The sequence below is a fragment of the Listeria aquatica FSL S10-1188 genome (genome assembly GCF_000525795.1).
Taxonomy (GTDB): Bacteria; Bacillota; Bacilli; order Lactobacillales; family Listeriaceae; genus Listeria; species Listeria aquatica.
Map to the genome: position 1 here is coordinate 1 of NZ_AOCG01000027.1, position 1,065 is coordinate 1,065.

At 41.7% G+C, this 1,065-nt stretch carries 1 pseudogene; it reads right to left on the minus strand.

Going from position 1 to position 1,065, the window contains the following annotated elements:
• Positions 1 to 1,065 (minus strand): annotated as a pseudogene (locus tag MAQA_RS14620) (hypothetical protein); the annotation flags it as partial.

Consider the following 1,065-nt stretch of genomic DNA (forward strand, 5'->3'; position numbering starts at 1 on the left):
TTTTTTGTAGTGGGGTCTCTGTTGTTTATTTTAGGCACTGAATCTCGAATATCTTTTAATGTTCTCACTTCAGCATCTGTTAATTCTTGTACGGGTTTCAATTTTAATTGATTAAATTCATCCAAAGTTAAATGATGTTTTTCAAGAATAGTTCCCATTTGGCTTTGAAAACTATTGGGAGAGCGAACTTCATCTAGATGATGAGTCAATTTTTGACCGCTTGTCACAGTCTCATCTATTTGGCGCCCTCCGCCATTCAAATTCAAATCATACTTCCGCAAGACCTCTTTCATTTTCTCTGTGGCATTTGTGACTTTCGAAGTCCCACCTGCCGGAAGCGCCCCAAAGCCATCCGCGGCGAGTTGACGTCTTGAGTTCAAATTCAAGTTGTTCTTGAAGTTGTCTGCCACTTCTCCGACTTTATCCAGCCCTTTAGTGGTTCGTTCAACGCCTGTATGTATGCCTTCTTTTACCGTTGTTTTTAAGCTATTAATCCGTGTTAAGGCTTTACTTTTCCCTAGTTTAATCAAGTCATCGGCTTTAGACGGAATACTTTTCACGCCATGTAAAAGATTGTCGCTTAAACTCGCTAGCTTCGTGCCTGACCGAATGGCTTGCGTGCCTCCTGAAAAAGCTTTCATCCCTGGTACAATATCCAACAGTGAAAAAGCTCCACGCATGACACGTTCTGAGGTATCCATTTCCCGACCTGTTAGCCAATCTTTCCCACTCACTGCCGCACTCATTTCTAAACCACCATAAGCCAAACCTAACGCGAGTCCTGCTGGCGGGCAGAAAATACTCACACCTACAATGGCAACCGTCGCCACAACATTCACCCAAAACTCTTTCTTTTGTTGTTCATCTTTAATCGAGGTGTATTCAAAAGCACGGGAATTGATCATAGCTGAGCGAAAATCTTTTTGACTCACATCTTGGTCTTTATTTTGCCGTTTCCACTCTTCATACTGGACTTTCATTTGATCCGCATAATAATTATCCCCACTAAACAAATCGTCTAAACTGACTTCCTTTTTGGGAACTTCAATCTGTTCTTGCGTATAA